Annotated in this window: 20 protein-coding genes; 9 read left to right on the top strand and 11 right to left on the bottom strand. The window is 70.1% G+C overall.

What is annotated here, in order from left to right; genetic code table 11:
* Positions 1-14: 14 nt before the first annotated feature.
* Positions 15-329, bottom strand: coding sequence for a chorismate mutase (locus J2S42_RS18570; protein ID WP_307240870.1), 315 nt, complete (start codon positions 327-329; stop codon positions 15-17).
* A gap of 238 nt (positions 330-567) precedes the next feature.
* Positions 568-2,334, bottom strand: a complete 1,767-nt coding sequence (locus J2S42_RS18565; RefSeq protein WP_503128932.1) for a bifunctional metallophosphatase/5'-nucleotidase — start codon at positions 2,332-2,334, stop codon at positions 568-570.
* Between the two features lie 178 nt (positions 2,335-2,512).
* Between J2S42_RS18565 and pcrA the strand changes: the two genes are divergently transcribed.
* Positions 2,513-4,894: a DNA helicase PcrA gene (gene pcrA, locus J2S42_RS18560; RefSeq protein ID WP_307240867.1), complete on the top strand. Its 2,382-nt coding sequence runs from the start codon at positions 2,513-2,515 to the stop codon at positions 4,892-4,894.
* A gap of 1 nt (position 4,895) precedes the next feature.
* Here the strand turns inward: pcrA and J2S42_RS18555 are convergent, their stop codons facing one another.
* Together J2S42_RS18555 and J2S42_RS18550 are read right to left on the bottom strand one after the other, a co-directional pair.
* The gene (locus tag J2S42_RS18555; protein ID WP_370879405.1) at positions 4,896-5,675 is read right to left on the bottom strand and encodes a M23 family metallopeptidase; all 780 of its coding nucleotides are present in this window, start codon (positions 5,673-5,675) and stop codon (positions 4,896-4,898) included.
* Between the two features lie 965 nt (positions 5,676-6,640).
* Positions 6,641-7,384 (bottom strand): M23 family metallopeptidase, encoded by a 744-nt coding sequence (locus J2S42_RS18550; protein WP_307240863.1) that lies wholly within the window; start codon positions 7,382-7,384, stop codon positions 6,641-6,643.
* Between the two features lie 399 nt (positions 7,385-7,783).
* On the opposite strand from J2S42_RS18550, the gene icmB reads away from it, so the two are divergent.
* From icmB to purH, 6 genes are all read left to right on the top strand, one after another.
* The gene (gene icmB / locus J2S42_RS18545; protein ID WP_307240861.1) at positions 7,784-8,197 is read left to right on the top strand and encodes a coenzyme B12-dependent isobutyryl CoA mutase small subunit; all 414 of its coding nucleotides are present in this window, start codon (positions 7,784-7,786) and stop codon (positions 8,195-8,197) included.
* A gap of 416 nt (positions 8,198-8,613) precedes the next feature.
* A complete protein-coding gene (gene sucC, locus J2S42_RS18540) occupies positions 8,614-9,792 on the top strand; it encodes an ADP-forming succinate--CoA ligase subunit beta (RefSeq protein WP_307240859.1) in 1,179 nt (392 codons plus the stop codon).
* A 5-nt stretch (positions 9,793-9,797) separates the two neighbouring features.
* Entirely contained in the window at positions 9,798-10,679 is an 882-nt protein-coding gene (gene sucD, locus J2S42_RS18535) for a succinate--CoA ligase subunit alpha (protein ID WP_307240857.1), read from the top strand.
* A 92-nt stretch (positions 10,680-10,771) separates the two neighbouring features.
* Positions 10,772-12,166, top strand: coding sequence for a cell division protein PerM (locus tag J2S42_RS18530; protein ID WP_307240855.1), 1,395 nt, complete (start codon positions 10,772-10,774; stop codon positions 12,164-12,166).
* A gap of 91 nt (positions 12,167-12,257) precedes the next feature.
* Positions 12,258-12,869 carry a phosphoribosylglycinamide formyltransferase gene (purN, locus tag J2S42_RS18525; protein WP_307240853.1) on the top strand — a complete coding sequence of 204 codons (612 nt, stop codon included), beginning with the start codon at positions 12,258-12,260 and terminating at the stop codon, positions 12,867-12,869.
* Entirely contained in the window at positions 12,866-14,548 is a 1,683-nt protein-coding gene (gene purH, locus J2S42_RS18520) for a bifunctional phosphoribosylaminoimidazolecarboxamide formyltransferase/IMP cyclohydrolase (RefSeq protein WP_370879204.1), read from the top strand. Before purN ends, purH begins: the two co-directional genes overlap by 4 nt.
* Before the next feature lie 231 nt (positions 14,549-14,779).
* Here purH and J2S42_RS18515 read toward each other — a convergent pair whose 3' ends face one another.
* From J2S42_RS18515 to J2S42_RS18490, 6 genes are all read right to left on the bottom strand, one after another.
* A complete protein-coding gene (locus J2S42_RS18515; RefSeq protein ID WP_307240851.1) occupies positions 14,780-15,688 on the bottom strand; it encodes a GNAT family N-acetyltransferase in 909 nt (302 codons plus the stop codon).
* A gap of 41 nt (positions 15,689-15,729) precedes the next feature.
* Entirely contained in the window at positions 15,730-16,770 is a 1,041-nt protein-coding gene (locus J2S42_RS18510) for an ABC transporter ATP-binding protein (RefSeq protein WP_307240848.1), read from the bottom strand.
* A 13-nt stretch (positions 16,771-16,783) separates the two neighbouring features.
* Positions 16,784-17,779 carry an ABC transporter ATP-binding protein gene (locus tag J2S42_RS18505; protein WP_307240846.1) on the bottom strand — a complete coding sequence of 332 codons (996 nt, stop codon included), beginning with the start codon at positions 17,777-17,779 and terminating at the stop codon, positions 16,784-16,786.
* A gap of 5 nt (positions 17,780-17,784) precedes the next feature.
* On the bottom strand, positions 17,785-18,696 hold the full coding sequence (locus J2S42_RS18500) for an ABC transporter permease (RefSeq protein WP_307240844.1): 912 nt from the start codon (positions 18,694-18,696) through the stop codon (positions 17,785-17,787).
* Positions 18,689-19,615, bottom strand: a complete 927-nt coding sequence (locus J2S42_RS18495; RefSeq protein ID WP_307240842.1) for an ABC transporter permease — start codon at positions 19,613-19,615, stop codon at positions 18,689-18,691. The genes J2S42_RS18500 and J2S42_RS18495 overlap by 8 nt, the downstream gene beginning before the upstream one ends.
* Positions 19,616-19,744: 129 nt before the next feature.
* The gene (locus J2S42_RS18490) at positions 19,745-21,379 is read right to left on the bottom strand and encodes a peptide ABC transporter substrate-binding protein (protein WP_307240840.1); all 1,635 of its coding nucleotides are present in this window, start codon (positions 21,377-21,379) and stop codon (positions 19,745-19,747) included.
* Positions 21,380-21,859: 480 nt separating this feature from the next.
* On the opposite strand from J2S42_RS18490, the gene mdh reads away from it, so the two are divergent.
* Positions 21,860-22,810, top strand: coding sequence for a malate dehydrogenase (mdh, locus tag J2S42_RS18485; RefSeq protein WP_307240838.1), 951 nt, complete (start codon positions 21,860-21,862; stop codon positions 22,808-22,810).
* A 194-nt stretch (positions 22,811-23,004) separates the two neighbouring features.
* Here mdh and J2S42_RS18480 read toward each other — a convergent pair whose 3' ends face one another.
* Complete coding sequence (locus J2S42_RS18480) at positions 23,005-24,633, bottom strand: alkaline phosphatase D family protein (protein ID WP_307240836.1); 1,629 nt, start codon at positions 24,631-24,633, stop codon at positions 23,005-23,007.
* A 265-nt stretch (positions 24,634-24,898) separates the two neighbouring features.
* On the opposite strand from J2S42_RS18480, the gene J2S42_RS18475 reads away from it, so the two are divergent.
* A complete protein-coding gene (locus J2S42_RS18475; protein WP_307240834.1) occupies positions 24,899-26,116 on the top strand; it encodes an NADP-dependent isocitrate dehydrogenase in 1,218 nt (405 codons plus the stop codon).
* The last annotated feature ends 27 nt before the right edge of the window (positions 26,117-26,143 follow it).

Genomic DNA, 26,143 nt, shown 5'->3' with positions numbered 1-26,143 from the left:
CCATGTCCTCCGGTTCAGAGCGGCCCGCGCCCGGCACGCAGCAGGAGGAGCGCGACCTGTGTGCCGTCCGCGCCCAGCGCCTCGCGGAACTTCTCCATGATCTCGCGCTCCCGGCTCAGCACGAGCCGCGTCCCGCCGGACGCCACCCGTGTCTTCCCGACCTGCTGCGAGAGCGCCGACCGCTCCTTCCACAGCGCGATGATCGCATCGTCGATCTCGTTGATCCGGGAGCGGATCTCGACGATCGCGGCTGACGCCGTCGCCTCGGCCGTACCGGTGTCCTGGCTGGGCTGACCGGCGTCCTGGGGCTGTTCCACTACCGTGGCCATTCTGGTCTCCTGATCACGCTGGGTCGGTTCCGGGACGCGAAAAAGCCCCGGGCTGCCGAGCCCGGGGCTTTTTCGTAGGTCTGTCGTTCAGGCGCGACCCACGGCTGCCGGGACTCCGGAGCCGTAGCCATAAAATCGCGCCTGCGGGAACACGCCGTCGAGTATGCCCAGGCCGGATGTGACCGCGCAAGCGTTTGCCCACTTATCGGACACATCCGGCGGCTGGCCGGCCTTTCCGTCAGGCGACGCGGGTGATCCGATTCGCCGGGCCGGGCGCGACCGGGCTGTTCGCCTCCAGGTACGTGACGAGCGCGTCGATGTCGAAGCCGGGCGCGGTGGTGCGGCCGGTGCCGAGCGTCAGGTTCGTGAAGCCGTCGCCACCGTTCGCCAGGAAGTCGTTCGTCGTCACCCGGTACGTCCCGGCCGGATCGATCGGGGTGCCGTTCAGCGCGAGCGCGCTGACCCGGCTGCCGGCCGCGGCGGTGCTGTCGTAGCTGTACGTGAAGCCGGCCGAGACCTGCAGCACGCGCTGGGTGGTCTGCCCGCCGAAACCGGCGAACTGCTGCTCCAGCACGTTCTTGAGCTGCGCGCCGGTGAAGGTCTGGGTGACCACCAGGTTGTTGAACGGCTGCACCGTGAACGTCTCGCCGTAGGTGATCTGCCCGGGCGCCTCACCGCCGGACTGCGCGTCGTACGGCAGGGACGCGCGGATGCCGCCCGGGTTCATCAGCGCGATCTGCGCGCCGTCCCCCTGCGTGTACGCCAGCTGCGCGTCCGCGATCACGTCGCCGAGCGGGCTCTCCTGGTTGGCGCCGACGTCGCGGCTGATGGTCGCGGTGATCGAGCCGACGACCCGGTTCGCGATCGGCGCGACCGCGGTGCGGTACTTGTCCGCGATCCGCTTCGCGGCCGGGTCGCGCAGCGCCGGGTTGCGGACCGGCGTGCCGGTGGCCGGGTCGGTCTGCCAGGTGCCGTCCGCGTTGCGCACGCCGTTCTCCACGATCACGTTGCGCGCGGTGATCTCGGCGAATTTCCCGGTACGCCGGTCCAGCGCGTAGTCGATGTCGGTGATCAGCGTGCCGTTGCTGCCGGCGCTGGTCACCACGGTCTGCGCGCCGTGCGCGTTCGGCAGCGCGCAGGTGTAGTAGCGGTGCGTGTGACCGGAGACGACCAGGCCGAACTCGGGGCGCAGGCCGTTGACGACGTCCACGACCGGGCCGGAGAAATTCGCGCAGTCGGAGAGGCCGGGTGTGGCCGGTGGCGAGTTCTGCTGGCCACCCTCGTGCAGCAGCAGGACCAGCGACTTCACGCCGAACGCGCGGAGCAGGCCACCCCACTTGTTCGCGGTCTCGATCTCGTCGAGGAACGTGACGTCCGCGATGCCGGCCGGGTTGACGATGCTCGGCGTGGCCTCCAGCGTCATGCCGACGAAGCCGACCGGGACGCCGTCGACCAGCCGCACCTCGACCGGCGGCAGGATCGGCAGGCCGGACCGCTTGTAGACGGTGTTCGCGGCGAGGTAGGTGAAGCGTGCGCCGGCGAACCCGTCGCCGTCCTGGCAGCCGTCGACCGGGTGGCAGCCGCCGCGGTTGAGGCGGATCAACTCGCTGACGCCCTCGTCGAACTCGTGGTTGCCGACCGAGCTGATCTCCAGCCCGACCTGGTCCATCAGCTCGATCGTCGGCTCGTCATGGAACGCGGCGCTGACCAGCGGCGACGCGCCGATCAGGTCGCCCGCGCCGACCGTGATGCTGCGGCCGCGACCCTCCGCCCGGGCCTCCGCGCGCAGCTTCGTCAGCCAGGTGGCGAGGTATTCGACGCCACCGGCCGGAACGCCGGTGACCAGGCCGCCGCTGCCGGCCGGCGGGTCGATGGCGCCGTGGAAGTCGTTGTAGCTGAGGAAGTTGCCCTTGACCGTCTTCCCGCCCCCGTTGAACGTGACGGCGACCGGTGTGAGGGCGTCGGCCGGCGAGGCGACCGGTGCGCTCCCGGGGACGAGAGCCATGGCGACGGCCAGTGCGGCGGCCGGCGTCGCCAGCGCCCGCAGCACCGGCCAGAGACGCTTGCGAGATTGATCCATGCACGCATGCTTGTCCATCGGTGGGTCCCCCGCCAGAGTGCTTGAGTGTCGTCTTGGCATCGGCGAGGTTGCCTGTCATACCGGGGGCCTAGACTTGCCCGCGATGCAATCGCTGTTTGATGTCCCCCCGGTCCAGCCCACGCCGCCGACCCGCCCCGCGCCGCCCCGCCGCGACACGGAGGCGCTGCTCGCCGGGCTCAACGGTCCGCAGCGCGATGCGGTGACGCACGCCGGCGGGCCGCTGCTGATCGTGGCCGGCGCCGGTTCGGGCAAGACCCGGGTGCTGACGAACCGCATCGCCTATCTGCTGGCCGCGCGCGACGTGCACCCCGGCGAGATCATGGCGATCACGTTCACCAACAAGGCCGCCGGTGAGATGAAGGAGCGCGTCGCCGCGCTGGTCGGCAACCGCGCGCGGATGATGTGGGTCTCCACGTTCCACTCCGCGTGCGTGCGCATCCTGCGCGCCGAGCACGAGCACGCCGGGCTGAAGTCGACCTTCTCGATCTACGACGCGGACGATTCGCGCCGCCTGATGACGCTGGTCGCGCGCGAGCTCGACCTCGACCCGAAGCGTTACCCGCCGCGCGGCCTGGCCACCCAGGTGTCGAATCTGAAGAACGAGCTGACCGACCCGGAGGAGTTCGCGGCGAAGGCGTCCGGGCCGAACGAGCGGGCCGTCGCCGAGGCCTACCAGCTCTACCAGCGCCGCCTACGGGAGGCGCACGCGCTGGACTTCGACGATCTGATCATGGCGACCGTGCACCTCTTCCAGTCGCACCCGCTGGTCGCGGAGTCGTACCGGCGCCGTTTCCGGCACGTGCTGGTCGATGAGTACCAGGACACCAACCACGCGCAGTACACGTTGATTCGCGAGCTGGTCGGCAACGGTGTGCCAGACGCCGGGCTGCCACCGGCCGAGCTGTGCGTGGTCGGCGACGCGGACCAGTCGATCTACGCGTTCCGCGGCGCGACGATCCGGAACATTCTGGAGTTCGAGCGCGACTACCCGGACGCGCGCACGATCCTGCTGGAGCAGAACTACCGCTCCACCCAGACCATCCTGAACGCGGCTAACGCGGTGATCGACCGCAACACGTCCCGCAAGCCTAAGCGGCTCTGGAGCGACCAGGGCGAGGGCGAGCGGATCGTCGGGTACGTGGCCGACACCGAGCACGCCGAGGCCGACTGGGTGGCCCGGGAGATCGACCGGCTCGGCGACAACGGTCTGGCCAAGCCGGGCGACGTGGCCGTCTTCTACCGGACGAACGCGCAGTCCCGGGTGTTCGAGGAGGTGTTCATCCGCGTCGGCCTGCCGTACAAGGTGGTCGGCGGCGTGCGCTTCTACGAGCGCAAGGAGGTGCGGGACGCGCTGGCGTACCTGCGCGCCGTGGTCAACGACGACGACACCGTGAGCATCCGGCGGATTCTGAACACGCCGAAACGCGGCATCGGCGAGCGCGCCGAGGCGTGCGTGGAGGCGCTGGCCAACCGCGAGCGCATCTCGTTCGGCGCCGCGCTGCGCCGGGCGGCGGAGGCGCCGGGCATCTCGACCCGCGCGGTCAACGGCATCAACGAGTTCGTCGCGATGCTCGACGACGTGCGCGAGCTGGCCCGGACCGCGCCGCCGGAGGAGGTGCTGGAGGCGCTGATCACCCGCTCCGGCTACCTGACCGGCCTCGAGGAGAGTATCGACCCGCAGGACGCGGGCCGGGTGGAGAACCTGCAGGAGCTGGTCAGCGTCGCCCGGGAGTACACCGAACGCACCGAGGCGGCGGACGGGCCGGAGTCGTCCGTCGCCGGCTTTTTGGAGCAGGTCGCACTTGTCGCGGACGCGGACCAGATCCCGGACGAGCCGGACGCCGACCACCAGGGCGTGGTCACGCTGATGACGCTGCACACCGCGAAGGGCCTGGAGTTCCCGGTCGTGTTCCTCACCGGCATGGAGGAGGGCGTGTTCCCGCACATGCGAGCCATGTCCGACACCAAGGAGCTGGAGGAGGAGCGGCGGCTGGCGTACGTGGGGATCACCCGGGCGCGGCAGCGGCTCTACCTCTCCCGCGCGGTCACCCGGTCCGCCTGGGGCGCACCGCAGTACAACCCGGCCTCGCGGTTCACCGACGAACTGCCGAGTGAGCTGGTCCGGTGGGAGCGCACCGAGGGGTCGTACACGACGTGGTCCGGCTCGGCCGGCGGCGTCGGCGGCCGCGGCGCTTCGCGAAATTCCACGTTCGTCGGGGGGACGAGCAAGGCGCAGAAGATCGCGCAAGGGCTGGGCATCGACGCCAGTAAGCTCGCCACCGCCAGTGACCTGCGCACCCAGGCGCCGTCCGTGTCACCCGGGGACCGGGTCAACCACCAGCGGTACGGGCTGGGCCGGGTGCTGGTGGTCGAGGGCCAGGGTGCGGGCGCACGCGCCCAGATCGACTTCGGCGACCAGAAGGTGTGGCTGGTGCTGCGGCACGCGCCGATCGAGAAGATGTAGGTCAGCACCCCAGGTCGACGCCGCGGGCCGCCATCCAGGCGGCCGGGTCGACCTGGTTCCACATGCCGTCGTGCACCTCGAAGTGCAGGTGCGGCCCGGTGGAGTTGCCGGTCGAGCCCTCCGCGCCCACGGTCTGCCCGGGCGTGACCCGGTCACCGGGCTCGACCGAGACGCGCGACAGGTGCGCGTAGTGCGTGTAGAAGCCGTTGCCGTGGTCGATCAGCACCGACAGGCCGTAGCCGCTGTAGTTCGCGCCGGCCGTGACCACGGTCCCGGCACCGGCGGCGCGGACCCGGGTGCCGCTCGCCGCGGCCAGGTCGATGCCGGCGTGCAGCTTGCCCCAGCGGCGGCCGAAGCAGGACGTGGTGCGCCCCTCCGGCATCGGATCCACCCAGGCCTTGGCCGCGGGCCTGCTCGTGGGTGTGGCCGTTCCGGCGCTCTTACCCGGCGACGGACTCGGGCTCGGCTTGTCCGGCGTGGGACTTGCGGTCGGCGCAGAGGGGGCCGCGGCCGGGCTCGCCGCCGCGGTCCGCTGGGCGGACCGGCCGGCGGCGGACGCGGCTTCGGCGCGCTCCGCCAGCGCTTCCGCGTTCGCGAGCGCGGCCGGGGTCGGTACGGCCTGCTCGGCCCCGTCCGGGCCGGTGACGGCGTCGTGGAGCGTCGCGCCGCCGGTGAGCGCCAGTCCGGTGACGGCGAGCGTGGCCGCGGCGGCCTGGCGAAGATGAGCGGCTTTCTGCTCCGGCCGCCGGTGCGCACCGGCCGTCAGCGCCGCAAGCCGCACGTAGTACCGATGCCGGTGCCGCCCGGGCAGCCGCCGGTGCCGCCCGCCGTGCTCCGCCGGCCGCCCACCACGAGCCCGGAGGCCGCTGCCGTCCTGCACGGCCCGGGCGTGGGACGTGGCTGGTCGTTCGTCATCGCCTGGGGCGTCCACGCTGCCGCCGGCCTCCGCGGCCGGGGCGTGGGTTTCGGGTGGCTGCTTGTCATCGCCGGCGGCGTTCACGCTGCCCCCGGCTTCCCCGGCCGAGTGCCGGGTTGCGGGTGGCTGCTCGCCGGCACCGAGGGTGTTCAGGTCACCGTCGGCCGGCGCGGCCGAGTGGCGGGGTGTGCCGGGCCGTCCACGACCGCTTGGAGCAGTCGTGCTGCCACCGGCGTCCGCCGCGAGGCGGGGCGTGTCCGGGCGACCGAAGGCGCCACCGGCGCCTGAAGCGACGGCAGCGACGGCGTCATCCGTGGCTGCGGGGCTTTCCCGAGGACCACGGATGCCCGGGAGGCCGGGGAAGGCCTGCGAACCAGCGGCGACCGGAGTTTCCGGGCTCACCCGAGGACGCGGGACGGCCAGCGCTTCCGGGCTTTTCCGGGGACTCGGGATGACCAGTGCCTCGAGGATCTCCCGGGGAACGGGGACGGCCGGGGCGTCGGGGGTCACCCGATCCTCCGCGGCCGTCGTCGTGGCGGTCTCCGCGTGGTGGTACACGGGCGCACCTCCGTCGGCTGAACAGCAGCAATGACGAAGAATGCTGATCGGTCCCGCTATGCCGGACCACACCGGCCTGGTCCTGATCGACCCTGATCAGTCATGATCACGGCTGATTTGTCCGCCGGAATGCCGTAACGTCCGGAAAGTTGATCTTGCTAAGTGTGTGCTGGCACACAACTTCGCCAGTGACATGATGAACAGCGAAAACCTGGGGTAGACGAAAAACCGCCCTTCCCGGTACGGGAAGGGCGGTAACGAAAAGCGGAGCGTCAGGGAGCCGTCACAGCACCGTAGACCTGCTCGACCTCAAGCTGGATGTCGACGCCCTTCTCGCGGAGCAGCGGCACCGGGTCGCGGGGCTCGCCGTCGACGTGGATCTCCAGGTGGAGGTGCGCGCCGTACGAGTGGCCCGTGTCGCCGACCAGGCCGAGCGTGTCGCCGGCCTTGACCTGCTGGCCCGCCTCGACCATGAGCTGCGAAGAGTGTCCATATATGGTCTCGACGCCGTCGCCGTGGTCGACAATGACTGCGTAGCCGTACCCGCCGTACCACCCGGCCAGCTTCACGGTGCCACCGTGAACGGCCTTGTACGGCGTGCCCTCCTGGGCGGCCAGGTCGATGCCCTGGTGGACCTCGTTCCACCGGATGCCGTACGGCGCGGTGAAGTCGTATCCGTGCAGCGGAAGGAGCCAGGCATCGGGAGACTCGGCCAGCGACGTGGCCAGGCCACCCGCGTCCGCGGACTCGGTGCGCTCGCTGTCACGCGTGGAGCGCTCGGCGCTCGCCTCGCGCTCGGCCAGCTCCTCCGCGGTGGTCGTGCTGTCGAGCGAGTTCTTCAGCGCGGTGGTGTCGACGCCCTTGGCGTCGTCCAGCGCGGCGCCCGCGCCGAGGGCCACCACGCCGGCGCCGACCAGCGCGGTGGTCACCACCGCCGCGTAGCGGCTTCCGGGAACGGTAGGTACGCGACGTCGACCGCGATAGCGGTCGGGCTCGGATGAAAGCCGCTGACGCACGTACACCCTCCGATATCTGTTCACTCCCCGGCGCTGACGCGCTCCGGACTGCCGGGCGCTGACCGTGGGTGAACACTGGCTGGTTTGGGCGACCGTTCCGGGGTATCCCGGTTGACAGCCGTTGGACACGGTAGCCAAGCGGTGGGCCGGTCACAAGTTCTGCGGCCGATTTGCTGACTGGGTGTGCGACGTCATGACGCATAATGCCGGAATTCGTAACCATTTGTACCCCCCGTCGTTAGTGGCGCTGCGTAATTTTTGCCGATACCTAACGTGATGTGATCGCGGCTACTTCATCGAGTGACGACACGATTGCGAGCCGCTCGTCCCCTAGGGGCTGCACGATCGTTAAGGTGGCTCTGTGGACATCTCTCATGACTGAATAGAGGTGCGGCAGCTATGGAACCGCGAATTCGGGTTGTGGTCGCGAAGCCGGGCCTGGACGGGCACGATCGCGGCGCGAAGGTAGTCGCACGGGCGCTCCGGGACGCCGGCATGGAGGTCGTCTACACCGGTCTGCACCAGACGCCGGAGCAGATCGTGGAGACCGCGATCCAGGAGGACGCGGACGCGGTCGGGCTCTCCGTGCTCTCCGGTGCGCACATGACGCTGTTCCGGCGGGTGGTCGACCTGCTGGCCGAGCGCGGCGTCGACGACATCGTGGTGTTCGGCGGCGGCATCATCCCGGACGCGGACATCCCGGAACTGGAGCGGATCGGCGTCTCGAAGATTTTCGGCCCCGGCGCCACCATGCAGTCGATCGTCGACTGGGTCCGCGCGAATGTGGCGGGAATCCCGGCCGACAGTAAATAGCCGGGAATTGCCGTGAAATGCGGAAATAGGGAAGGGCCGGACGCACCCCTCACACGTCCGGCCCCTCTATGCGCGATGCCCCGCCGCCACCCCTCGACCGACAGGGCATCGGCCGCTTTCTCGTGCCGCGCCCGCCGTGCGTGCGCTGACATCTGACTCAACGACGCCCTCTGAACAGGGGTTACGGAACCGGATGCGCGATTTTTGGCGTAACTGGTGTCCCATCGCCACCACCTGTACCGAGAACCGCGGAGCGGGCGGAATGTGCAGTACCGCACACCATGTACCCGCCTGACGGCACGGAGTGCCCAGGTCGCTAGGGTGACGGGAAAGGCACCTTCTCATCACCGGATGAGCGGTGCACATCCACGCTGGCAGCGGCGCCGGGGTGCCGCGGAGTGAATCGGGACGCGCAAGTGGACCTGTATGAGTACCAGGGGCGCGAGCTATTCGAGCGGCACGGCCTGCCCGTGCTGAGCGGTGGCGTCGCCACGACCCCCGAGGAGGCCCGCGCGATCGCCGACCGTCTCGGCGGCCGGGTCGTCGTCAAGGCCCAGGTGAAGGTCGGTGGCCGCGGTAAGGCCGGCGGCGTCAAGCTGGCCGAGGGCGTCGACGAGGCGACCGCGCGCGCGACGGACATCCTCGGGATGGACATCAAGGGTCACACGGTGCACAAGGTCATGCTGACCGTCACCGCTGACATCGCCGAGGAGTACTACCTCTCCTACCTGCTCGACCGGGCGAACCGCACGTTCCTGTGCATCGCCTCCGTCGCGGGCGGCATGGAGATCGAGACGGTCGCCGAGACCGACCCGGACAAGGTCGCCAAGATCGCGATCGACGCGATCCAGGGCGTGGACGAGGCGAAGGCGCGCGAGATCGTCGCGGCCGCCAAGTTCCCGGCCGACGTGTCCGAGCAGATCGTCGACATCGCGCAGAAGCTGTGGGTCGCCTTCATCAAGGAGGACGCCACGCTGGTCGAGGTCAACCCGCTGGCCAAGACGCCGGAGGGCAAGGTCCTCTGCCTGGACGCCAAGGTGACGCTGGACGAGAACTCGCACTTCCGGCACCCGGACCAGGAGGGCTTCGTCGACGCCGCGTCGGTCGACCCGCTGGAGCAGGCGGCCAAGGAGAAGAACCTCAACTACGTCAAGCTCGACGGCTCGGTCGGCATCATCGGCAACGGCGCGGGCCTGGTCATGTCCACGCTCGACGTGGTCGCCTACGCGGGCGAGAACCACGGCGGCGTGAAGCCGGCGAACTTCCTCGACATCGGCGGCGGCGCGAGCGCGACCGTGATGGCGAACGGCCTAGAGATCGTTCTCTCCGACCCGGCCGTGAAGTCCGTCTTCGTCAACGTCTTCGGCGGCATCACCGCCTGCGACGCGGTCGCGAACGGCATCCTGCAGGCGCTGCAGCTGCTGGCCGACCGGGGCGAGCAGGTCACCAAGCCGCTGGTCGTCCGCCTGGACGGCAACAACGCGGAGGCCGGCCGCGCGATCCTCGACTCGGCCGCGAACCCGCTCGTCGAGCGGGTCGACACCATGGACGGTGCGGCCGCGCGTGCCGCCGAGCTCGCGGCTGCGGGGGTCTGACGACAATGGCTATCTGGCTCACCAAGGACTCCAAGGTCATCGTCCAGGGCATCACCGGGTCCGAGGGCACCAAGCACACCAAGCGCATGCTCGCCGCGGGCACGAACGTGGTCGGCGGCACCAACCCGAAGAAGGCCGGGCAGACGCTCGACTTCGACGGTACCGAGCTGCCGGTCTTCGGCACGGTCAAGGAGGCCATGGAGAAGACCGGTGCGGACGTCACCGTCATCTTCGTGCCGCCGGCGTTCTCCAAGGCCGCGGTGATCGAGGCGATCGACGCCGAGATCGGCCTGGCCATCGTGATCACCGAGGGCATCCCGGTGCACGACAGCGCCGCGTTCTGGGCGCACAACGTGGCGAAGGGTCAGAAGACCCGGATCATCGGCCCGAACTGCCCCGGCATCGCGTCGCCCGGCCAGTCCAACGCCGGCATCATCCCCGGTGACATCACCGGCGCCGGCCGGATCGGCCTGGTCTCCAAGAGCGGCACGCTGACCTACCAGCTGATGTACGAGCTGCGGGACATCGGCTTCTCCACCGCGGTCGGCATCGGCGGTGACCCGGTCATCGGCACCACGCACATCGACGCGCTCAAGGCGTTCCAGGAGGACCCGGACACCGACGCGATCGTCATGATCGGTGAGATCGGTGGCGACGCCGAGGAGCGGGCCGCCGACTTCATCAAGGCGAACGTGACGAAGCCGGTCGTCGGCTACATCGCGGGCTTCACCGCCCCGCCCGGCAAGACCATGGGCCACGCCGGTGCGATCATCTCCGGCTCGGCCGGCACCGCGGACGCGAAGAAGGTCGCGCTCGAGGCGGCCGGCGTCAAGGTGGGCAAGACGCCGTCCGAGACCGCGCGCCTGATGCGCGAGATCATGAGCTGACTGCGTTTTAGGTCACAACCCCCGTCGAGTGAGGACACTCGGCGGGGGTTTTCCTTAGCCAGAACAGGGCTGACGTGGAAAAGTAGGCACCGATGCCGAGCACCCCGGACCGTCCGGCCTCAGGCGCCCAGCCGGACGAGACGCTGACCGACGCCGAGGCCGCCTATCTCGCTGCCCGCGACACGGTCCCCATCGACGCGTCCGGTGGCCGCGATCTGCGCACCCGGGACACCGTGCGGTTGCCGCTGCAACGAGCCCGCGCGCAGGCCAAGGCCGGTCGTGCGCCGCTCGCCGTGGCCGCCACCGTCGCGGCCGGCTGGGCGTTCCTGGTCTCCTACCTGCCGGTCGCGCTGGTCATGTGGCTGGCGCAGCTGGTCGAGGGCGCCGGCTCGCTCGGCGGCTCCGTGATCATCGGGCTCGGCGCGTGGTTGCTCGGGCACGGCGTACCGCTGGGCACCTCACTCGGCCCGGTCGGCCTGGCGCCGCTCGGCCTGGCCGTGCTGATCGCCTGGCGGCTGGCCCGGGCCGGCGTGCACGTCACCCGCGCGATCGGCGCGCGGGACGACGGCACGATGCGGCAGGCGTTCTCCGTCGCCGGTGCGATCGGGGTTGCCTGGGGCGGGCTGGGTCTGCTCGCGGCGCTGCTGGTCGGCGCGGGCGGCGGGCCGGAGATCAACGCGTTGCGTGCGTTCGGCACGCTCTTCGCGGCCGGTGGGCTGGCCTCGCTCACCGGTGCGCTGCGGACCACCGGCGCGCTCGGCGAGCTGGCGTCGCGCCTGCCGCGATACCTGCGCGACGCCGTCCGTACCGGCGTGGTGGGCGGTCTTCTGATCCTGGCCACCGGGGCCGGGAGCACCGGGCTCGCGATCGCGCTCAACGGCGGCGACGCCAGCGACATGATCAGCGCCTACCGGACCGGGGTGGCCGGGCAGGCCGGGATCACACTGGTCAGCCTGGCCTACGCGCCGAACGCCGCGATCTGGGCGGTCGGCTACCTGCTCGGGCCGGGCTTCTCGCTCGGCACCCACACCACGGTGCAGATAACGCAGGTGAGCGTGGGCGCGCTGCCGACCGTACCGTTGGTGGCCGGTCTTCCGTCCGGGCCGCTCGGCGGGCTCGGCGCCGCACTGCCCGCGGTGCCGTTGATCGCCGCGATGCTGGCCGGCTGGCTGCTGCACCGGCGGCTGCGGCGGGCCGGTCGTGACCCGTCCCGGCCACCGCGGGTGGTGCCGTGGCGCCGCCTCACTGCGGCCGCGGCCATGTCCGGGCCCGTCGCGGGCGTGGTGCTGTTCGTGGCCGCGTTCGCCTCCGGTGGCCCGCTCGGCGGCGGGCGCCTCTCCGAGCTCGGCACGTCCGCGTGGCAGGTCGGGCTGATCGGCGCCGGCGTGGTCACCGTGGGCGCGCTGGCCGGTGCGGTCGCCTCCCGCATGTTCGTGGCCGGAGCAAAATCCGGAAAATCCCGCACGGGTACGCCGCCGGCGAGCTGAGCGTCGCTTCGCGTCGCGGGCGGGACATCGTCTGTCACACCTGGGACACCCGACGTTTGGGCCGCTCCGGCCGCCTCGGTAGGGTGCTCGGGTGAATACCCCCGCACGACTGGTGGTGTTGATCTCCGGCTCGGGCAGCAACCTGAAGGCGCTGCTCGACGCGTCCGCCGACCCCGGCTACGGCGCGACCGTGGTGGCCGTCGGCGCCGACCGGGACGGCATCGCCGGGCTCGACATCGCGGCCGAGGCCGGTGTGCCCACGTTCGTCGACCGGGTGAAGGACTTCGCCACCCGCGGCGAGTGGGACGCGGCGCTCACCGCGCACGTCGCCGAGCACAAGCCTGACCTGATCATCTCCGCCGGGTTCCTCAAGCTGGTCGGCGCGGAGTTCCTGGCCGCGTTCGGCGACCGCTACCTCAACACGCACAACGCGCTGCTGCCGTCGTTCCCCGGCATCCACGGCCCGCGCGACGCCCTGGAGTACGGCGTGAAGGTCACCGGCGCCACGCTGTTCTTCGTGGACGCGGGCGTCGACACCGGGCCGATCGTGGCGCAGACCGTCGTACCGGTGCTAGACGGCGACACCGAGGCCGACCTCACCGAGCGCATCAAGGAAGCCGAACGCCGCCAGCTCGTCGAGCAGGTCGGGCGCCTGGTCCGGGAAGGCTGGACCATCACGGGAAGAAAGGTCACCATTCCATGACACTCACCCCAGGTGAGGCCTCGGTCGTGACGGCCGCGGTGTCCGCCACCGGCGCGGTCGGCGCCGCCACCTCGGGCGAGGCGGTCGTCGCGGGCGACACGCTGGCCGCCGCGGACGAGTCGTTCCGCCGGCCGCTGCGCCGCGCGCTGGTCAGCGTCTACGACAAGACCGGCCTGGTCGAGCTGGCCGCGGCGCTGCACGCGGCCGGTGTCGAGATCGTCTCCACCGGCTCGACCGCCTCGACCATCGCCGCGACCGGCGTGCCGGTGACCCGGGTGGAGGAGCTGACCGGTTTCCCCGAGTGCCTGGACGGGCGGGTCAAGACGCTGCACCCGAAGGTGCACGCGGGCCTGCTCGCGGACACCCGGCTGGAGTCGCACCGCACGCAGCTCGCCGACCTCGGCATCGCCGGGTTCGACCTGCTGGTCTCCAACCTCTACCCGTTCCAGGAGACGGTCGCGTCCGGGGCCGGTGTCGAGGAGACCATCGAGCAGATCGACATCGGCGGGCCGGCCATGGTCCGCGCGGCCGCGAAGAATCACGCGTCGCTGGCCGTGGTGACCGACCCCCGGGCGTACCCCCTGATCGAGTCGGCCCTCGCCGACGGCGGCTTCACGCTGCCGCAGCGCCGGGCGCTCGCGGCCCGCGCGTTCGCGGACATCGCGGAGTACGACACGGCCGTCGCCGAGTGGGTCGCGCAGGAGCTGAACCCGTCCGAGGCGTGGTGGCCCGAGTTCGCCGGTCTCGCGCTGCGCCGCTCCGCCGTGCTGCGATACGGCGAGAACCCGCACCAGAAGGCCGCGCTCTACGCCGACCCGGCCGCCCCGGCCGGTCTCGCCCAGGCCGAGCAGCTGCACGGCAAGGAGATGTCCTACAACAACTACGTCGACGCGGACGCCGCCTGGCGCGCCGCGAACGACATGGCCGACGCCGCGGTCGCGATCATCAAGCACGCGAACCCGTGCGGCATCGCGGTCTCGTTCGCCGGTGACGTCGCGGAGGCGCACCGCAAGGCGCACGCCTGCGACCCGGTCTCCGCGTTCGGCGGCGTCATCGCGGTCAACCGGCCGGTCACGGTCGAGATGGCCCGGCAGGTCACCGAGATCTTCACCGAGGTCCTGGTCGCGCCCGGCTACGAGGACGGCGCGGTCGAGGTGCTGCGGGCCAAGAAGAACCTGCGCATCCTGGTCGCTCCCGCGTGGGCCCCGGCCTCGGTCGAGTTCCGGCAGGTCAGCGGCGGTCTGCTGGCACAGACCCGGGACGGCATCGACGCGCCCGGCGACGCGCCGTCCGCGTGGCGGCTGGTCGCGGGTGAGTCCGCGTCCGCGGAGCTGCTGGACGAGCTGGCCTTCGCCTGGCGTGCGGTCCGCGCCGTGAAGAGCAACGCGATCCTGCTGGCCGCGGACGGCGCCACGGTCGGCGTCGGCATGGGCCAGGTCAACCGCGTCGACTCGGCGCGTCTCGCGGTCTCCCGCGCCGGTGCCGACCGGGCCCGCGGCTCGGTCGCAGCGTCGGACGCGTTCTTCCCGTTCGCGGACGGCCTGGAGGTGCTCACCGAGGCGGGTGTCCGCGCGGTGGTGCAGCCCGGCGGCTCGGTCCGCGACGAGGAGGTCATCGCGGCCGCGGAGAAGGCCGGCATCACGATGTACTTCACCGGGGCCCGGCACTTCTTCCACTAGGTCGTGTTCCACGAAGGGCCGTGGCCTCGGCCACGGCCCTTCGCACGTCCTCGACGATCGTCCGTGGCCGTTTGCACATGTCGTCCACCGTGAACCTCAGCGCGATCCACCCGGCCCGATTTCCGCTGCCCCGCTCGCCGCACTCCTCCTCCTCGCTAGTGGAGCGGGGTTGTCCATAGCGTGAGATTTCGGGCGCGCGGCGCCCGGGTCCGGCGTGGGCTTGCGGGTGGGTTACGCGGGGAGGGTGGTGAGGGCGGACCAGGTGGAGGCGGTGGGGCGGTAGCCGAGGCGGGTGTTGATCGCGAGCATCGGGGCGTTCGACACGTCGTTCGAGGTGTACGCCGTGGTGGCGCCCGTGGCGGCGGCGTGGGACAGCGCCACCGTCTTCGCCAGCCGGGCCAGGCCCCGGCCTCGGTGGGCCGGGAGCGTGGCCGTCATGTCCGACCAGCACCGGTCGCCGTCGCGCTGCAGCAGCGAGAGCGACGCCACCTCACCGCCCGGCGCGAGCACCACGAAGCTCACGTCCTTGTCCAGCCCAGGGTCCTCCCACACGTCGTAGCGCCAGTTCTCGAACGTGAGCGCGTCCGGCGCGACGTCGGAGGGTTCGTCCGCCGCACCGGCGACCTCGGCCGTGTAGAGCGCGCGGGCGGGGAGCGCGGAGACCGGCGCGAGCGTGTAGCCGGGCGGCGGCTCCGGCGCGGCCGGCAGCGGCGCGGTCAGGTCGAGCGCGGAGTAGCGCATCTCGCGGCCGGCCGTGAACCCGCGCGCGGTCGCGAACGGCAGCGACGACGGCAGCACGTAGCCCCGCAGGTCGCGCAGCCCGGCCGCCCGCAGATGCTCGATCGACGCGCGCAGCAGCGCGGATCCGTACCCGCGACCGCGGAACGACGGGTGGACGTGCAGCAGCGAGATCTGGCCCGCGTGCCGCGAGGTGGTGCTGGTGTTGCGGAACGCGGCGGCGAAGCCGACGATCTCGCCGGCCGGGGAGACCGCGACGAACGAGGCCATGGACGAGCCGGGCGGCGGGGAGACCAGCGTGCGCCGGGTCGCGGCCTCGCCGCGGACCAGGTAGGGGAAGACGATACGGCGCAGCGCGACCAGCGCGGGCGCGTCGTCGGGATGAGCCGGGCGGATGGTCATGGTGGACAGACCACCCGCCCGGTTCGGGGAGAGCAACCGAATTACGCCACCGGGTGGCGCAGCTCCGGGAAGTGGCAGGCGGACGGGTGCGGGTCGGCCGGCCGGATGGTGAGCGGCGGCTCCTGCGCGGCGCAGATGTCCTGCGCCTTCCAGCAGCGCGTGCGGAAGTGGCAACCGGACGGCGGGTTGGCCGGTGAGGGCACGTCGCCGTCCAGGCGGATGATCTCGCGGTGGTTGCGCGCCCGGGGGTCGGGCACCGGCACCGCGGAGAGCAGCGCCTGGGTGTACGGGTGCGTCGGCCGCTCGTAGATCTCCGACTCGGAGCCCAGCTCGACGATCTTGCCGAGGTACATGACCGCGACCCGGTCCGCGATGTGCCGGACCACGGACAGGTCGTGCGCGATGAAGATGTACGACAGCCCGAACTCGTCCTGCAGCTGCTCCAGCAGGTTGATCACCTGCGCCTGGATGGACACGTCCAGCGCGGACACCGGCTCGTCGCAGACGATGATCTGCGGGCGGAGCGCGAGCGCGCGGGCGATGCCGATGCGCTGGCGCTGACCGCCGGAGAACTGGTGCGGGTACCGGTTGACGTGCTCCGGGTTGAGGCCGACCACCTCGAGCAGTTCCTGGACGCGCCGGCGGCGGTCACCGCGCGGCGCCGCGTCCGGGTGGATCTCGAACGGCTCGCCGATGATGTCGCCGACCGTCATCCGCGGGTTCAGCGACGTGTACGGGTCCTGCATGACCATCTGCACGTTGCGGCGGAGCTTGCGCAGTTCGGTGCCGCCGAGCGAGTAGATGTCCCGCCCCTCCAGCAGCGCCTTGCCCGCGGTCGGCGTCTCCAGCCGCATGAGCAGCTTGGCCAGCGTGGACTTGCCGCAGCCGGACTCGCCGACCACGCCGAGCGTCTCGCCGCGGCGCAGCTGGAAGCTGACGCCGTCGACCGCCTGCACCGCGCCGACCTTGCGCTTGAACACCACGCCCTGGCTGATCGGGAAGTGCTTGACCAGGCCTTGCACGTCGAGCAGCACCTCACCGTGCCGCGGGTGATGCTGCGGCGCCGGCTTGGCCGAACCCATGGCTGCGGTCCCCCTAGCGCTGGTCACTGACTACCTCCTGGGCGAAGTGGCAGGCGCTGTACCGCGGGCCGAGCACGTGCTTGGCCGGGACCAGCTCCCGGCAGACCGGCTGGGCGTACGGGCAGCGGGGGTGGAACGGGCAGCCGGACGGGATGTTCGCCAGGTTCGGCGGCAGGCCCTTGATCGTCGCCAGCTTCTGCCCGCGCTGGTCGAGCCGGGGGATCGAGGCGAGCAGACCCTTGGTGTACGGGTGCGCCGGTGCCTCGTAGATGTCGTAGACCGGCGCCTCCTCGATGATCCGGCCGGCGTACATGACCGCGATCCGGTCCGCCACGTCCGCGACCACGCCCAGGTCGTGCGTGATCAGGATCAGCCCCATGTTGAGGTCCCGGCGAAGGTCGCCGAGCAGGTCCATGATCTGGGCCTGCACGGTGACGTCGAGCGCGGTGGTCGGCTCGTCCGCGATCAGCACCTTCGGGTCCTGCGCCAGCGACATCGCGATCATGACGCGTTGCCGCATACCGCCGGAGAACTGGTGCGGGTAGTCCCCGACGCGCTGCTTCGCGGCCGGGATCTTGACCAGGTCCATCAGCTCGATCGCCCGCTTGCGCGCGTCGGCCCGGGACTTGCCCTCGCGCTTGCGGAGCACCTCGCCGATCTGCCAGCCGACCGGGAAGACGGGGTTCAGCGCGGAGAGCGCGTCCTGGAAGATCATCGAGATCTCCTTGCCGCGCACCTCCCGCCGCTTGTCCTCGGGCAGCTTGAGCAGGTCGACGCCGTTGTAGAGGATCTGGCCGGACGGGATCCGGGCCGGCGGCATCTCCAGGATGCCCATGATCGCCTGGGCGGTGACCGACTTGCCGGAGCCGGACTCGCCGAGCACCGCGAGCGTCTCACCGGCGTCCAGGTGGTACGAGACGCCGTTGATCACCTTGGCGACGCCGTCCCGGCTCTTGAACTCGACGAAGAGGTCCTTGACCTCGAGCAGGTGTTTTGCAGCAGGAGGCATGGGGGTCACCGCAGCTTCGGGTCGAAGGCGTCGCGGATGGCGTCGCCGAGCATGATGAACGCCAGCACGGTCATCGCCAGGAACATCGACGGCGCGACCAGCGGCGGAGCGGACTCACGAACGTGCTTCGACGCGGTCGAGATGTCGATGCCCCACGAGATGGCGTTGCCCTTGAGGCCGATGCCGAGGAACGACAGCGTGGCCTCGGTGGCGATGAACTGCCCGAGCGCGATCGTGAGCACCACGATGAACGGTGCGATCGCGTTCGGCAGGATGTGCCGGAACATGATCCGGAAGTTCCCCGCGCCGAGCATCCGGGCGGCCGCGACGTAGTCCTGGTTCTTCGCCGAGATCACCGAGGACCGCATCACGCGCGCGGCGGTGGTCCAGCCCAGGATGCCGAGCACGACCACGACCGCCATCAGGCCGGACGAACCACCGGTGTCGGCCGAGGCCAGGCGCTTGCCGAGGACGATCGCGGCCAGCAGCAGCGGAATGCCGAGCACGATGTCGGTGATCCGGGACAGGATCGCGTCCAGCCAGCCACCGAAAAACCCCGACGACAGCCCGAAGATCAAACCCACCGTCGAGGCCAGCGCCGTGGACAGCACACCCACCCAGATCGAGGCACGCGCACCGTAGACCGTACGGGCATAGATGTCACAACCCTGGAAGTCGTACCCGAACAACGCCCACCCACTACCCGGCGCGTGCTGCCGCGACAACGCACAATCGGCCGGATCGTTCGGCGTGAACAACGACGGCACGATCGCCATCAAAATCACGACCAACGCGATCGCCGAGGCGAACCAGAAAATCCAATTGTGCCGCAGATCCCGCCACGCGTCCTGACCCAGACTGCGGGCCCGTTCCGCGGACGGAACCTCGGTGGCGGCCACCGATTGCATGTCACTCATACCGGATCCTCGGGTCCAGGACCGCGTAGAGCAGGTCGACGATCAGGTTGGCCAAGATAAAGATGATCACCAGGATGCTGACGAAGCCGACCACCAGCGGGCCGTCCTCCGTGGTGATCCCCCGGAACAGCTGCGAACCGACACCCGGGATGTTGAACACACCCTCAGTCACGATCGCGCCGGCCATCAGACCACCCAGGTCGACACCGATATAGGTGATCACCGGGATCAGCGAGTTCCGCAGCACGTGCACACCGATCACCCGGTTCCGGGTCAGACCCTTCGCCTTCGCGGTCCGCACGTAGTCGGCCCGGAGGTTCTCCACCACCGAGGTACGAGTGAGCCGCGAATACGTGGCCAGTGAGCCGGCGCCCAGCACCATCGCCGGGAGCATCAGCGCGTAGAAGTCCGGGTCGGCTCCCGCGGTGGCGGGGAACCACCGCAGTTCGACACCGAAGAACAGCTGCATCAACGGGGCCAGCACCACGATCGGGATCGAGATCAGCACGAGTGTGACGATCAGCGTGGTGTGGTCGAAGATGCCCGTCCGCCGGATACCCGCGACGACACCGGCCACGATGCCGATCAGCGCCGCGAAGATCACGGCCATCACCGCGAGCCGGGCGGTGTTCGGCCAGGCGTTCTCCAGGAGTTCGGAGATCGGCCGGTTGGTCAGCGACGTGCCGAAGTCGCCCTGGAAGATGCCGCGCATGTAGTAGCCGTACTGGACGATGAACGGCTCGTTCAGGTGGTAACGCTCGGTCAGCGTCTGCCGGACGCTGTCCGAGATCGGGCGCTCACCGGCGAGCGCCTGCAGCGGGTCGTTCTGGTTGGCGAACATGAGCGCGTAGACCACGAACGTGGCCCCGAAAAACGTGAGTACGCCCTGAAGCAGGCGCCGCACGAGGTAGCGAATCACGTGAGGGAACCCCCAAGAGAGGGCGACGCGTCCCCTGGGTCAGGGGGAGGACACGCGCCGGGAAGATAGAGGTGTGGCGGCGTCCCGGCCTGATGGGCCGGTGACGCCGCCACCGTCACGCCCAGCTGGTCAGCTGACCGCTTCGATCTTGTGCAGGTCGATCCGCTGGAACAGGTCGAGCTCCACGTTGCGCACCTTCGTCGAGTAACCGAAGTTGTTCTGCCCGAAGCGCAGCGGGATCACCGGCATGTCGACGGCGAGAATGTCCTCGGCCGCCTGGTACTTCGCGATGGCCGCGTCCTCGTCCGCCGCCTTGGTGCCCTCGGCGACCAGCGCGTCGAACTCCGGGTTGCTGTACCCGTAGTAGTTCGAGGAACCCTTGGTGGTGAAGATCGGGCCGAGGTAGTTCTCCATGGACGGGTAGTCCATGACCCAGCCCATCCGGAACATGCCGACGTCCTGCTTCTTCTCGACCTTGCTGAGCAGGTCGGCGAACTTCGGCTCGGCCACACCGGTGCACTGGATGCCCAGGTTGGTCTTGAGCTGGTTGCAGGTCGCGTCGACCCAGTCCTTGTGGCCGCCGTCGCCGTTGTACGAGATCTTGATCGTCGCCGGGCCACCGGCCGCGGTGTACGCCGTCTTCGCGTTCGCCGCGTTGAACTGGCAGGAGGCGCCGCAGGTGTCCTCGCGGTAGCCGCCGACGACCGGCGACACGAACGAGCGGGCGGACTGCTGCGAGTTCTTGAAGACCGACTTGATGATCTCGTCGCGGTCGATTGCCATCGAGATCGCCTTGCGGACCTCCGGCTTCGCGAAGTCCGGCTGGAACGTCGGGAACGCCAGGAACTGGAACGTCGACGCCGGGCTGGTCGCGTAGCGGTCACCCAGGTCGGTCGGCGCGGTGGTGATGTTCTCGGTCGGGATCGTCCGGAGCACGTCCAGGTTGTCCGACTGCACGTCCGCGTAGGCCGCGGTGAGCTGCTGGTAGATCCGGAACTCCACGCCCGCGATCTTCGGCTTCTCGCCCGGGAACGCGTCGTAGACCGCGACCTCGATCTTCGCGTCGTGCTGCCAGGTGCCGTTCATCTTGAACGCGCCGTTGCCGATCGGCGCCTCCTCGTAGCCCTCGGCGAGGACGCCCTCGGACGAGAACGCGGCGGCCGGCAGTGGGTAGAACGCGGTGTAGCCGAGCATCGTCTTGAAGTCGACGTACGGCGCACCGAGCGTCACGGTGAAGGTCAGCTCGTCGACCTTGGCCAGGCCGGACAGCTTGTTCGCCTTCGGCGCCGGCGCCTTCTGCGGGCCGTCGTCGTCCGGGTCCGTCGACTGCAGGTCCGCGTAGCCCGCGATCTTCTCGAAGAAGTATGAGTTGCCCTGGGCGTTCGGCGCGTACGCGCCGTAGTTCCAGGCGTTGATGTAGCTGTCGGCCGTGACCTTCTCGCCGTTGTGGAAGGTGTAGCCGTCCTTGAGCTTGATCGTCCAGACCGTGTTGTCGGTCGAGGTGATCGACTCGGCCGCGTCCTCGACCGGCTTGTTCGCCTCGTCGTAGCTCACGAGAGGCGTGAACAGTGCCGCCAGCACCTGCGACCCGGAGGTCTCGTTGGTGTTGGTCGGAACCAGGTGCTGAGGTTCGGCGATCTCGATCGAGACGATCGCGGACGGGTTGCTCTCGCTCGCATCGTCGCCGCTCTGGCCGCACGCGACCAGGCCGAGGGACGTGACGACGGGGAGAGCGGCCAAGGCCGCGAATCTGCGGACCTGCATGGTGCCTCCTTGTTTCCTTACGCTGCGCAGCTTCGCCCCTGTGTGAGTAACGCTGAGCAACGCCCGGGCAAAGGTAGGGCGGGTCCGTCCCTCCCACAAATCGGTGCTTTACGGCGACATGCCCTAGCACGCCTCCATCGACTTGCGTTATCCCTGCTCACCCTGGTAGCGGGCCGCGACAATCACCCAAGTGGTTAATAGGCATTATGCACCATTATTTGGACTAAACGGCCAGGTCTCGGAGGGTTGGATCAACGCGAGGTTGATGCCCGACTGACTGTTTTGTGACCGCTGCAAAGCTCACAGTGTGGGAAGTGACACAGTCTGGGTTACGGAGCGTTAGAGGCGGGAAGTGGACGCAGCGTCACATACGGGCGGTGTCCGGTGGCTTACTTAACGATCATTGGACCGGCGGAGGTAACACGTAACCCGATTGATACGGTCGGGAAAACCGCCTCGTCCAGAGAAGAGTGACGCGACATGGGCAAGAAGGTCACCGTCGTCGGCGCCGGGTTCTACGGTTCGACGACCGCGCAACGCCTCGCCGAGTACGACATCTTCGAGACCGTCGTCCTCACGGACATCGTCGAGGGCAAGCCGGAGGGTCTCGCGCTGGACATGAACCAGTCCCGCGCCATCGAGGGCTTCGAGACGAAGGTCGTCGGCCAGACCACCGGCAAGGGCGGCGAGGGCTACGAGGCCATCGCGGGCTCCGACGTCGTCGTGATCACCGCCGGCCTGCCGCGCAAGCCCGGCATGAGCCGGATGGACCTGCTCGAGGTGAACGCCGGCATCGTCCGCGGCGTCGCGGAGAACGTGGCCAAGCACGCGCCGAACGCCGTGATCATCGTGGTCTCCAACCCGCTCGACGAGATGACCGCGCTCGCCCAGATCGCCACCAACTTCCCGAAGAGCCGGGTGCTCGGCCAGGCCGGGATGCTGGACACCGCGCGCTTCACCAACAACGTGGCCGAGACGCTCAACGTGCCGGTGAGCAGCGTCAAGACGCTCACGCTCGGCTCGCACGGCGACACCATGGTCCCGGTCCCGTCGCGCTGCACGGTCGACGGCAAGCCGCTGGCCGACCTGCTCCCGGCCGACAAGATCGAGGAGCTGGTGGTCCGCACCCGCAACGGCGGCGCCGAGGTGGTCGCGCTGCTCAAGACCGGTTCGGCCTACTACGCGCCGTCCGCCGCCGCCGCCCGGATGGCCAAGGCGGTCGCCGAGGACTCCGGCGCGGTCATGCCGGTCTGCGCCTGGGTCGACGGCGAGTTCGGCATCTCCGGCGTCTACCTCGGCGTCGAGGCCGAGATCGGCGCCGAGGGCGTCAAGAAGGTCGTCGAGACCACGCTGACCGACGCCGAGCTGGCCGACCTCAAGACCGCGGCCGAGGCGGTCCGCACCAAGCAGGCCGACGTCGCCAACCTCTGATCCACCGTGCGGAAGCCGGGCCTGCGACGAGCGGGCCCGGCTTCGCCGTTCCGGAGACCGAAGATCAAGAGCTTTGATCTTCCCGCTTCCGGCGTGGTGCTGCCCGTATGCTCCCGCGGGCACCGGTCGGCCGCGGGCGGCCTCCCTTCCGGTTCCGCCGCTGGTCACCGAAGACCCGGCGCCGAGCCGCCCGGTCAGCGGCGGAGCGGGAACGCGTCCCGGTCGTCGTGGACGCTGAAGACCGGGCCGTCGTGTGCGCGGGCCCGCGCGTAGGTCGCCGGCTCCTGCCAGGCGACCGAGACGCCGGGCCGCCCGGCCTCCGTCACGAACTCGGCCGCCGTGCGGATCGGGCTGTCGTCGGCCCAGACGCTGTCCACCACGCGCAGCCGGGAGCGCATCCGCTCGGGCGTCAGCTCGCTCACCACGTACCCTCGCCGGTTGTCGATGTATTTCCAGTGCGGGCTCTCCGCCATGACCGGGTCGTAGGCGGCGTGGAACGCGACCGTGTCCGGGTCCCCGCCGGAGCTGATCGAGGTGCCGGTGAGCTCGGCCGCGACCGCCGGTGACGCCGGGTCGTCGAAGTCCGGCCGCAGGTCGCAGACCCAGGTGCAGTGCCGGTCGCCGGTCAGCACGACCGGGTTGGCCACCCGGTCCGAGCCGAGGAACTCGAGCAGCCGGCGTCGCTGCACCCGGTAGCCGTCCCAGTTGTCGAACGAGTACCGCCGCTCCGGCCCGGCCCGGCGGTCGTTGGACGCCCACATCACCTGGTTGGCCAGCAGATTCCATCGGGTGCCGGACGTGGCCAGGCCGTCGATCAGCCAGCGCTCCTGGGTGGGCCCGGTCATGCTCAGCGCCGGGTCCTCCGCGGCCGCGAGCGTGGCCGGCTGGTCACTGCGGTACTGCCGGGTGTCGAGCACGTGCACGCCGGCCAGATCGCCGAATCGCAGCCGCCGGTAGACCCGCATGTCCAGCCCGCGCGGCAGCGACGCCCGGCGCAGCGGCATGTGCTCGTAGAACGCCTGGAACGCCGCGATCCGGCGCGCGCGGAACACCTCCGGTGGCTGCGCACCCGGGTCCTTCGGCACCTCGTCCGCCCAGTTGCCGTCCACCTCGTGATCGTCGAGCGTGACGATCCACGGGAACGCCGCGTGCGCCGCCCGCAGGTCCGGGTCGCCGCGGTACCGGGCGTACCGGCCGCGGTACTCGTCCAGCGTGTACGGCTCCCCGATACCCTCGTGCATCCGGTACGCCCCCGGGTCCGGCGGCGTCTCGTAGACGTAGTCGCCGAGGAACGCCACGAAGTCCAGGTCCTCGGCCGCCAGGTGCCGGTACGCGGTGTACTGGCCGGCCTGGTAGTCCTGGCAGCTGGCGAACGCTAACCGCAGCCGGTCCGGTGAGGCGCGCGGGTCCGGCGCGGTGCGGGTACGGCCGGCCGGCGAGATCTCCGCGCCGGCCCGGAACCGGTAGTGGTAGTCCGCGGCCGCGCGCAAGCCGCGCACGTCCACGTGCACGGAGTGGCCGAGTTCCGGCTCGGCGTAGGCGGTGCCGCGCCGGCGCACCCGCTGGAACAGGTCGTCCTCGGCGATCTCCCAGTCGACCTCGACGGCCCGGTCCGGCATGCCGCCGGCGACGGGCGCGAGCCGGGTCCAGATCACCACGCCGTCCGGCAGCGGGTCGCCGGAGGCAACGCCGAGCGCGAAGAGCCCGTCCGGCAGCGGTCCGCCGGCGCCGCGAGCACGCCCGGGCCGGAGCAGCAGCGGTCCGGTAGCCAGCCCGGCGAGCACACCACGCCGGCGGACCGGACGCGCGAACGGTAGCGACATGGCGTGCTGCCCCCAGCTGGAACGTATGAGGCCCGGTGGTCTCGCGTCCCCGCGCCGAGATCGTGGCTGGAGGTCGGTGAACGGGCGACACCTTCCAACCTAGGCGACATTTCGGGAAAGTCCGTTTGTCCACCGGGCGTGTCGGGCCTGGTGCTTGACTGATGGGGGCCCGCAGGGCAGGCACGAGGCCGTTGCAGTACGCTCGTACTGCTTGAGAATCCACAGTTCGCGAAAGGGCACCTGCCCCCGAGAGGAGCGCCGGCGGATGGCGAAGATCAAGGTAAACAAGCCGGTCGTGGAGCTCGACGGCGACGAGATGACCCGGATCATCTGGAAGCAGATCCGTGAGCAGCTGATCCTGCCGTACCTCGACGTCGAGCTGGAGTACTACGACCTGTCCGTCGAGAAGCGCGACGAGACGAACGACCAGATCACGATCGATGCGGCGAACGCCATCAAGACGCACGGCGTCGGCGTCAAGTGCGCCACCATCACGCCGGACGAGGCGCGGGTCGAGGAGTTCGGCCTGAAGAAGATGTGGCGCTCGCCGAACGGCACGATCCGCAACATCCTCGGCGGCGTCGTGTTCCGCGAGCCGATCATCATGTCCAACGTGCCGCGCCTGGTGCCGGGCTGGACCAAGCCGATCATCATCGGCCGGCACGCCCACGGCGACCAGTACAAGGCGACCGACTTCGTGGCGCCCGGCCCGGGCACCATGACCGTCACGTTCACGCCGGACGACGGCTCCGCGCCGATGGAGTTCGAGGTCGCCAAGTTCCCCGGCGGCGGCGTCGGCATGGCGATGTACAACTACGACGACTCGATCCGGGACTTCGCGCGGGCCTCGTTCCGCTACGGCCTGTCCCGCAACTACCCGGTCTACCTGTCGACCAAGAACACGATCCTCAAGGCGTACGACGGCCGGTTCAAGGACCTGTTCGCCGAGGTCTTCGAGGCCGAGTTCAAGGACGAGTTCGCAGCGGCCGGCATCACCTACGAGCACCGCCTGATCGACGACATGGTCGCCGCGGCGCTGAAGTGGGAGGGTGGCTTCGTCTGGGCCGCCAAGAACTACGACGGTGACGTGCAGTCCGACACCGTGGCGCAGGGCTTCGGCTCGCTGGGCCTGATGACCTCCGTGCTGATGACGCCGGACGGCCAGACCGTCGAGGCCGAGGCCGCGCACGGCACGGTCACCCGGCACTACCGGCAGTGGCAGAAGGGCGAGAAGACCAGCACCAACCCGATCGCCTCGATCTTCGCCTGGACCCGGGGCCTGTCGCACCGCGGCAAGCTGGACGGCACGCCGGCCGTCTCGGAGTTCGCGGACACGCTGGAGCAGGTCATCATCGACACCGTCCAGGGCGGCCAGATGACGAAGGACCTGGCCGCGCTGATCGGCCGGGACGCGCCGTGGCAGACCACGGACGAGTTCATGACCACGCTGGACCAGAACCTGGCGAAGCGCCTCGGCGCCTGATCCACAAAACGAAGGCCCGCACCCTGC

The sequence above is a fragment of the Catenuloplanes indicus genome (assembly GCF_030813715.1).
GTDB lineage: Bacteria > Actinomycetota > Actinomycetes > Mycobacteriales > Micromonosporaceae > Catenuloplanes > Catenuloplanes indicus.
Note: the sequence above shows the minus strand (reverse complement) of the source record. Positions and strands in the feature narration are given on the sequence as shown.

What these genes read in the sequence shown, in the direction of transcription:
- purH (WP_370879204.1), top strand. Translation starts at nt 12,866, where the DNA reads ATGACACTCACCCCAGGTGAGGCCTCGGTCGTGACGGCCGCGGTGTCC.
- J2S42_RS18500 (WP_307240844.1), bottom strand. Translation starts at nt 18,696, where the DNA reads ATGAGTGACATGCAATCGGTGGCCGCCACCGAGGTTCCGTCCGCGGAA.
- J2S42_RS18565 (WP_503128932.1), bottom strand. Translation starts at nt 2,334, where the DNA reads ATGGCTCTCGTCCCCGGGAGCGCACCGGTCGCCTCGCCGGCCGACGCC.
- J2S42_RS18475 (WP_307240834.1), top strand. Translation starts at nt 24,899, where the DNA reads ATGGCGAAGATCAAGGTAAACAAGCCGGTCGTGGAGCTCGACGGCGAC.
- J2S42_RS18515 (WP_307240851.1), bottom strand. Translation starts at nt 15,688, where the DNA reads ATGACCATCCGCCCGGCTCATCCCGACGACGCGCCCGCGCTGGTCGCG.
- J2S42_RS18490 (WP_307240840.1), bottom strand. Translation starts at nt 21,379, where the DNA reads ATGCAGGTCCGCAGATTCGCGGCCTTGGCCGCTCTCCCCGTCGTCACG.
- icmB (WP_307240861.1), top strand. Translation starts at nt 7,784, where the DNA reads ATGGAACCGCGAATTCGGGTTGTGGTCGCGAAGCCGGGCCTGGACGGG.
- J2S42_RS18510 (WP_307240848.1), bottom strand. Translation starts at nt 16,770, where the DNA reads ATGGGTTCGGCCAAGCCGGCGCCGCAGCATCACCCGCGGCACGGTGAG.
- J2S42_RS18480 (WP_307240836.1), bottom strand. Translation starts at nt 24,633, where the DNA reads ATGTCGCTACCGTTCGCGCGTCCGGTCCGCCGGCGTGGTGTGCTCGCC.
- J2S42_RS18570 (WP_307240870.1), bottom strand. Translation starts at nt 329, where the DNA reads ATGGCCACGGTAGTGGAACAGCCCCAGGACGCCGGTCAGCCCAGCCAG.
- mdh (WP_307240838.1), top strand. Translation starts at nt 21,860, where the DNA reads ATGGGCAAGAAGGTCACCGTCGTCGGCGCCGGGTTCTACGGTTCGACG.
- sucD (WP_307240857.1), top strand. Translation starts at nt 9,798, where the DNA reads ATGGCTATCTGGCTCACCAAGGACTCCAAGGTCATCGTCCAGGGCATC.
- J2S42_RS18505 (WP_307240846.1), bottom strand. Translation starts at nt 17,779, where the DNA reads ATGCCTCCTGCTGCAAAACACCTGCTCGAGGTCAAGGACCTCTTCGTC.
- J2S42_RS18530 (WP_307240855.1), top strand. Translation starts at nt 10,772, where the DNA reads ATGCCGAGCACCCCGGACCGTCCGGCCTCAGGCGCCCAGCCGGACGAG.
- pcrA (WP_307240867.1), top strand. Translation starts at nt 2,513, where the DNA reads ATGCAATCGCTGTTTGATGTCCCCCCGGTCCAGCCCACGCCGCCGACC.